This is a genomic window from Streptomyces alanosinicus (assembly GCF_014650595.1).
GTDB lineage: Bacteria > Actinomycetota > Actinomycetes > Streptomycetales > Streptomycetaceae > Streptomyces > Streptomyces alanosinicus.
Map to the genome: position 1 here is coordinate 141757 of NZ_BMVG01000019.1, position 6662 is coordinate 148418.

Annotated in this window: 6 protein-coding genes; all 6 read right to left on the reverse strand. The window is 67.5% G+C overall.

Annotated elements, in window-relative coordinates; genetic code table 11:
- Positions 1–19 precede the first annotated feature (19 nt).
- Positions 20–850 (reverse strand): zinc-ribbon and FHA domain-containing protein, encoded by an 831-nt coding sequence (locus tag IE277_RS30375; RefSeq protein WP_189956910.1) that lies wholly within the window; start codon positions 848–850, stop codon positions 20–22.
- A gap of 190 nt (positions 851–1040) precedes the next feature.
- Entirely contained in the window at positions 1041–1889 is an 849-nt protein-coding gene (locus tag IE277_RS30380) for a DUF881 domain-containing protein (protein WP_189956911.1), read from the reverse strand.
- A gap of 5 nt (positions 1890–1894) precedes the next feature.
- Positions 1895–2227: a small basic family protein gene (locus tag IE277_RS30385; protein ID WP_003988855.1), complete on the reverse strand. Its 333-nt coding sequence runs from the start codon at positions 2225–2227 to the stop codon at positions 1895–1897.
- On the reverse strand, positions 2224–3141 hold the full coding sequence (locus IE277_RS30390; RefSeq protein ID WP_189956912.1) for a DUF881 domain-containing protein: 918 nt from the start codon (positions 3139–3141) through the stop codon (positions 2224–2226). Before IE277_RS30390 ends, IE277_RS30385 begins: the two co-directional genes overlap by 4 nt.
- A gap of 134 nt (positions 3142–3275) precedes the next feature.
- Positions 3276–5771 carry a mannose-1-phosphate guanyltransferase gene (locus IE277_RS30395; protein WP_189956913.1) on the reverse strand — a complete coding sequence of 832 codons (2496 nt, stop codon included), beginning with the start codon at positions 5769–5771 and terminating at the stop codon, positions 3276–3278.
- Between the two features lie 114 nt (positions 5772–5885).
- A complete protein-coding gene (gene clsA, locus IE277_RS30400; RefSeq protein WP_189956914.1) occupies positions 5886–6494 on the reverse strand; it encodes a cardiolipin synthase ClsA in 609 nt (202 codons plus the stop codon).
- Positions 6495–6662: the final 168 nt, after the last annotated feature.

A 6662-nucleotide genomic window follows, 5' to 3' on the forward strand; every position in this document is an offset into this window, starting at 1 on the left:
ACGCCGGTCCGGGGGCGGGTCAGATGCCCTGCCGGCTTGCGTAGAACACCAGCCGGTACTTGCCGATCTGCACCTCGTCGCCGTTCGCCAGAGCGACCTGGTCGATCCGCTCGCGGTTGACATAGGTGCCGTTCAGACTGCCCACGTCGGCCACCGTGAACGAGCCGTCCGACGCGCGCCGGAACTCCACATGCCGACGCGAGACCGTGACGTCGTCCAGGAAGATGTCGCTCTGCGGATGACGGCCGGCCGTGGTCAGATCGCTGTCCAGCAGGAAGCGGCTGCCCGAGTTCGGTCCCCGGCGCACCACCAGCAGCGCCGAGCCCACCGGCAGCGCGTCCACCGCGGCCTGCGCCTCCGGCGACAGCATCGGCACCTGCGTCTGCCCGGTCACCTCGGCGTCGTAGGCCTCAAGACCGGAGATGGAGATCGTGGACGTCGTCTCGGAGGCGCGCTCCGGCACTGCTCCCGGGCGCAGCGGCGCGCCACAGTTGGAGCAGAAGCGGGCGTTTTCCGCGTTGCGGTTACCGCACCTCGTACAGACCAGGACCGACATGGACGGATCCTCCTGCTGCGGTTGCCCCGCAGGGGCGTTGGACGCGTACGGACCGGAGGGATATCCTCCGCCCGCACCTGAGGTTGACGGCTGCCCGAAACCTATGTCGCCGGACTGGGCAGGGTCAACCGACGCCCCGCCCTGACCTCCGGAAATGTCACCGCCCGGACCAGCGACCTGGTCCCGGAACAGTGGGCGCTGGCCCTCCGCGTCAGGCTGCGCGCGATGCCGGGCGGTCGCGTTTGCGCTGCCCTCTCGCGCGCTCTTGCCGAACAACTTCGCAAACAACTTCACGGGCGATTCCCCTTGACCGAAACAGACCCGCCCGTGGGGCAGGACGAACCCTGATTGCCTACACCGGCCGAGCCGGACATTCTCACAACGTCCGTATCCACCAAACAGTTTCCATCACGCACCACCCCTTCGATGCGCCGACCCCCCGCAACCTCATGCCCCTGCCGGACGTCCCCCATGCACCGCCGGTTCACTGGGAGGACGACCGAGCGTAGTCAGGCCGCTTCGCCTGTCGCAAGGCATCCACGACGATCTTGTCCGACTGCGCGACCGTCACTGTGGCCTGCTCCTTCTCCAGTGTCTGCACCACGCCTCCCGGGATGTTCAGCGCGGGCTCCAGATCCTGTGGCTTGCCGATGACCTTGAAACGATAGGGGGCGTTGATCTTGTTCCCGTCGACGCCGACACTCGTGCCGGAATCCGTGAAGTACGTGCCCGCGACCACGCGGACCCCGTTCACCTGGATCGCCTCCGCACCCGCGGCACGCAACTCCTGGATCGCGTCGAGCAGCATGTCCGCCTTGACCGTTCCCTTCGTGTCCTCGACCGTCATCGTGATGCCGGGACCCTGCGCCGCCACAGTGCCCGCCAGAATGCCGAGTTGTTTCTCCTTCTCGGCGGTCTGCTTGCGAGCCTCCGCGGCCTGGTCGGAGCTGCTCTGCAGTTCCTGGCGCTGCTTCTCGAGTCCCTGCTTCTCGTCCTCAAGACGCTGAGTACGCGAATCCAGTTCATCCAGGATGCGAACAAGATCTTCCTGACGTGCCCCGCGCAGCGCGCTGTCGCTGTCGCTGTTCGACGCCACCTGCACCGCGAGCCCGAAGCCGAGGCCGAACAGCAGCAGGGCGACGATGAGTTGGGCGCGCGTGACCCGCGGCGGCCACAGCCCCTTGACCAGCCGCTGCCGCCCGGTCAGCGACGGCTGGGCCTGCGCCCGGGCCTCCGCCTGCTGCTCGGACGCCGGCTCGGGTGCCCGCGCGGGCACCTCCTCGGGCAGTTCCTTGCGCAGCCTGTTCTCCGGCCGCTCATTCTCCTCGCTCATCGGTGTCACGCCCGGAACACGTGGCGCCGGATCGCCGCGGCGTTGGAGAAGATCCGGATGCCGAGGACCACCACGACACCCGTGGACAGCTGCGCGCCCACACCCAACTTGTCACCGAGGAAGACGATCAGGGCGGCGACGACCACGTTGGACAGGAACGACACCACGAAGACCTTGTCGTCGAAAATGCCGTCGAGCATGGCCCGCAGACCACCGAAGACGGCGTCCAGCGCCGCGACCACGGCGATCGGCAGGTAAGGCTCGACGACCGCCGGAACCTCGGGCCGGACCAACAGGCCGGCCACGACTCCCACGACGAGGCCCAGTACGGCGATCACGATGTGCCCTTCTCAGTCTTCTCGGTGCTCGGCTGTGCTGTGCGTACGATCACACTCGGTGCGGCAGGCAACCGCACGTCGCCCTCCGTGGAGATGGTGGCGCGGATACCGAAGTTCTGCTCCAGGGCATGCAGATACAGTCCGTCGGAACTGTCCTGGAACCTGGTGCTCAACCGTTGCCCGTCCCCCACCGCCAGCACCGTGTACGGCGGTACCAGCGGCCTGTTGTCCACCAGTATCGCGTCTCCCGCCGCCCTGATCGCGGACAGGGCGGTGAGCCGCTGGCCGTTGATGGAGACGGCCTCGGCGCCGGACTGCCACAGACCGTTGACCACGCGCTGCATGTCCCGGTCACGCACCCGGCCGGTGTCGGAGAAGCCCGAGGTCTCCCGCGGGTTGGTGCCGTCCCCGCCGGAGCTGGCCTCCTTGGCGTCGTTCACGACGAGCTTGACGCCGGTGCCGTGGACCGCGGTGGCGCCCGACAGAACGTCCACCACGTCCGCCTGCGCGCTGCCACCGCTCGACTTCAGCGCCGCCCGCTGGCGCGCACTGACATCGTCACGCAGTTTGTCGACCGTGCCCTCCAGCTTGTCCGCGGACGCGGTCTCGCTGTCGACGCGGTCGATCAGCTCCTGGTGCTCCTTGGCCACCACAGGCGCCGCCGCCCGGGTCTGTGCCGCCCCGACGGTCACGACCAGTGCCGCGAGGACGAGGCCGGCCGCGAGCCCCAGCTTCGCCCGCAGCGTCCTGGGCAGGCCGCCCTCGCCCAGCGACTTCTTCCGGGCGGCCGCCTCGGCGTACCCGTCGTCGAGGCTGTGGTCCATGACGTTGGTGATCAACGACATGGAGGCGTCCGGACGCTGTGGCCGCGCGGGGCTGCTCCGAACGGGGGGTTGCTGCGGCATGCCGCACATCGTCGCATGTCGCGAGCGGTTCCTCCGAATGGCCCCACCGGCGTGCCGGACAGGCCCCCTTGGGGACACTTGTCCGGCACGCACGCGTGCGTGGGTCCGGCCGTTCGGCGCCGGGTGCCGCCCTGCTCCCCGGCCTACCGGCCGGCGCTGTCCACCACCGCCGACCACTCGTCGAGCAGGGCCTGCACCGAGGCGTCGTCCGGTCCCTCGGCCCACAGATGGGTGACGGCCTCCGCCGGGTCGGGCAGCACCATCACCCAGCGCCCGTCGGTCTCCACCACCCGCACACCGTCGGTCGTGTCGACAAAGCGATCCCCTGCGGCCTCGACCACCCGCCGCATGACGAGACCCTTGACCGCCCACGGCGTGGCCAGGTCCCGCTTGAGGACGTGCGCCCGCGGGATCCGCGCATCGATCTGGCTCAGCGTGAGCTGGGTGCGCGCCACCAGCCCGATCAACCGTACGAAGGCCGCCGTACCGTCGTAGACGCTGCTGAACTCGGGGACGATGAACCCGCCCTTGCCGTCACCGCCGAAGATGGTGCCCTCCTCACCGCCGACGCGCGTGAGGTCGTCGGGCGAGGTGGTCGTCCACTCGACCTGGGTGCCGTGGTACGCCGCCACCTGTTCCGCGATCCGGGTCGTCGTCACCGGCAACGCCACCCGGCCGCTGCGCCGCTCCGCGGCCACCAGGTCCAGCATCACCAGCAGCGCACGGTCGTCCTCGATGATCCGGCCCTTCTCGTCCACGAGCGACAGCCGCTCGCCCACGGGATCGAACCGGACACCGAACGCGGCACCCGAGGACGCCACTATCTCGCCCAGCCGGACCAGCCCATTGCGCCGCATCTCGACTGTCTCGGTGGGCCGGGCCTCGTCGAGACCGGGGTTGATGGTCAGCGAGTCCACGCCCAGCTTGCCGAGCAGGCTGGGCAGCACAAGCCCCGCGCTGCCGTTGGAGGCGTCGACCACGACCTTCAGACCGGAATCGGCGATGCCGGTGGTGTCGACATTGCGCAGCAGGGAGCCGGTGTACGAGTCGAAGACGCTCGCCGGGAAGTACAGGTCTCCAATCTCACCGGGGAACGCGCGCCGGTACTCCTGCCGGGCGAACACCCGGTCCAGCTTCCGCTGACCGCCCTGCGACAGATCGGCGCCGTTGCCGTCGAAGAACATGATGTCGACCGAGTCCGGCACACCGGGCGAGGTCCGGATCATGATGCCGCCGGCACTGCCGCGCGCGGTCTGCTGCCGGGCCACGGGCAGCGGCACGTTCTCCAGGTCGCGTACGTCGATGGCGCTGGCCTGCAGCGCGGAGATGACCGCCCGCTTGAGCGCACGGGCGCCTCGGGAGTGGTCTCGGGCCGTGGTGACCGTGGACCCCTTCTTGAGGGTGGTCGCATAGGCGCCGGCCAGTCGCACGGCCAGCTCCGGTGTGATCTCCACGTTCAGGATGCCGGAGACCCCACGGGCGCCGAACAGATGGGCCTGGCCTCGGGACTCCCAGATGACGGAGGTGTTGACGAAGGCGCCGGCCTCGATGGTCTTGAACGGATAGACCCGGACGTTGCCCTGGACGATCGACTCCTCACCGATCAGGCACTCGTCCCCGATGACCGCGCCGTCCTCGATCCGCGCCGCCCGCATGATGTCGGTGTTCTTGCCGACGACACAGCCGCGCAGATTGCTGTGCTGTCCCACGTACACGTTGTCGTGCACGACGGCCTTGTGCAGAAAGGCGCCGCTCTTGACGACGACATTCGAGCCGACGACCGTGTGCTCGCGGATTTCCGCGCCGGCCTCGACCTTCGCATAGTCGCCGATGTACAGCGGCCCGCGCAGCACGGCATCGGGATGCACCTCGGCGCCTTCCGCCACCCACACGCCCGGGGAGATCTCGAAGCCGTCGATGTCGACGTTGACCTTGCCCTCCAGCACGTCGGCCTGGGCCTTCACATAGCTCTCGTGGGTGCCGACGTCCTCCCAGTAGCCCTCGGCGACATAGCCGTAGATCGGCTTGCCTTCCTTCATCAGCTGCGGGAAGACATCACCGGACCAGTCCACCGGAACATCCGGTTCGACGTAGCTGAACACCTCGGGCTCCATGACATAGATGCCCGTGTTCACCGTGTCGGAGAAGACCTGCCCCCAGGTCGGCTTCTCGAGGAATCTCTCGACCTTGCCTTCCTCGTCGACGATGGTGATGCCGAACTCCAGCGGATTGGGCACCCGGGTCAGACAGACCGTGACCAGCGCGCCCTTCTCCTTGTGGAAACTGATCAGATCCGTGAGGTCGAAGTCGGTCAGGGCATCACCGGAGATGACGAGAAAGGCATCGTCCTTCAACGCCTCTTCGGCGTTCTTCACGCTTCCAGCGGTACCGAGTGGCTTCTCCTCATTGGCATATGTGAGCTCCATTCCGAGCTCTTCGCCGTCGCCGAAGTAGTTCTTGACGAGCGATGCCAGGAACTGGACGGTAACAACTGTCTCGGTCAGCCCATGCCTTTTGAGCAGCCGAAGCACATGCTCCATGATCGGGCGGTTGGCCACCGGTAGGAGCGGCTTGGGCATGCTAGAGGTCATGGGGCGCAGGCGCGTGCCTTCGCCCCCGGCCATCACGACAGCCTTCATGTCGGAAGCGTCCTCCTCCAAGAGATGACGGTCTAGCCGACTTCACCCGAACAGATTGTCCCGCACTTTCCCCCCGCGGGCCATCGTGGCGTTACGTCCGGACGATCGCCGAGCTCAGTCGGCCATGGCGTCCGCACGCAACAAACGGCGGACCTGTACCACGTAGAGCACTCCTGCCCACCAGTAGAGGGTTGTACCCCACCCGGCGAACGCCCATCCGAAAACAGCGGCGACTGACGCGATCCACGTGTGTCCATCGCTAAGCAGCAGCAACGGGAAGGCGTACATCAAGTTGAAGGTGGCTGCCTTCCCGAGGAAGTTCACCTGCGGCGGCGGATACCCGTGCCGGCGGAGGATGCCCACCATCACCAGGAGAACCAGCTCCCTGGCCAGCAGCAACGCGGTCAGCCAGAGCGGCAGGATGCCCCGCCAGGTGAGACCGAGCAGTGTGGAAAGGACATAGAGCCGGTCAGCGGCCGGATCGAGAAGCCGACCGAGATTGCTGATCTGATTCCAGCGCCGCGCGAGCTTCCCGTCCAGATAGTCACTGATCCCGCTGAAGGCCAGCACGAGGAGAGCCCAGCCATCGCTCTTGGGGCCACCGAACTCGGGCCTGAGGATCAGCCACAGGAAGACGGGGACGCCGACGAGCCGTGCCATGCTGAGGATGTTGGGGATGGTGAGGACCCGGTCCGTCTGGACACGGGTCTCCTGGACCTCCACCCGGGGGCCTCCTGTGCGAAAACGAGCCAACGATTCCCCCTGACCTTACCTCAACGCAAAAAAGCTCCGGCCCCTGGGCAGTGCCCAAGAGCCGGAGCTGTAAAAGGAGTTCGGCGGCGTCCTACTCTCCCACAGGGTCCCCCCTGCAGTACCATCGGCGCTGTGAGG

Coding starts and splice junctions, on each gene's coding strand:
- IE277_RS30380 (WP_189956911.1), bottom strand. CDS start 1,889: ATGAGCGAGGAGAATGAGCGGCCGGAGAACAGGCTGCGCAAGGAACTG.
- IE277_RS30390 (WP_189956912.1), bottom strand. CDS start 3,141: ATGTGCGGCATGCCGCAGCAACCCCCCGTTCGGAGCAGCCCCGCGCGG.
- IE277_RS30395 (WP_189956913.1), bottom strand. CDS start 5,771: ATGAAGGCTGTCGTGATGGCCGGGGGCGAAGGCACGCGCCTGCGCCCC.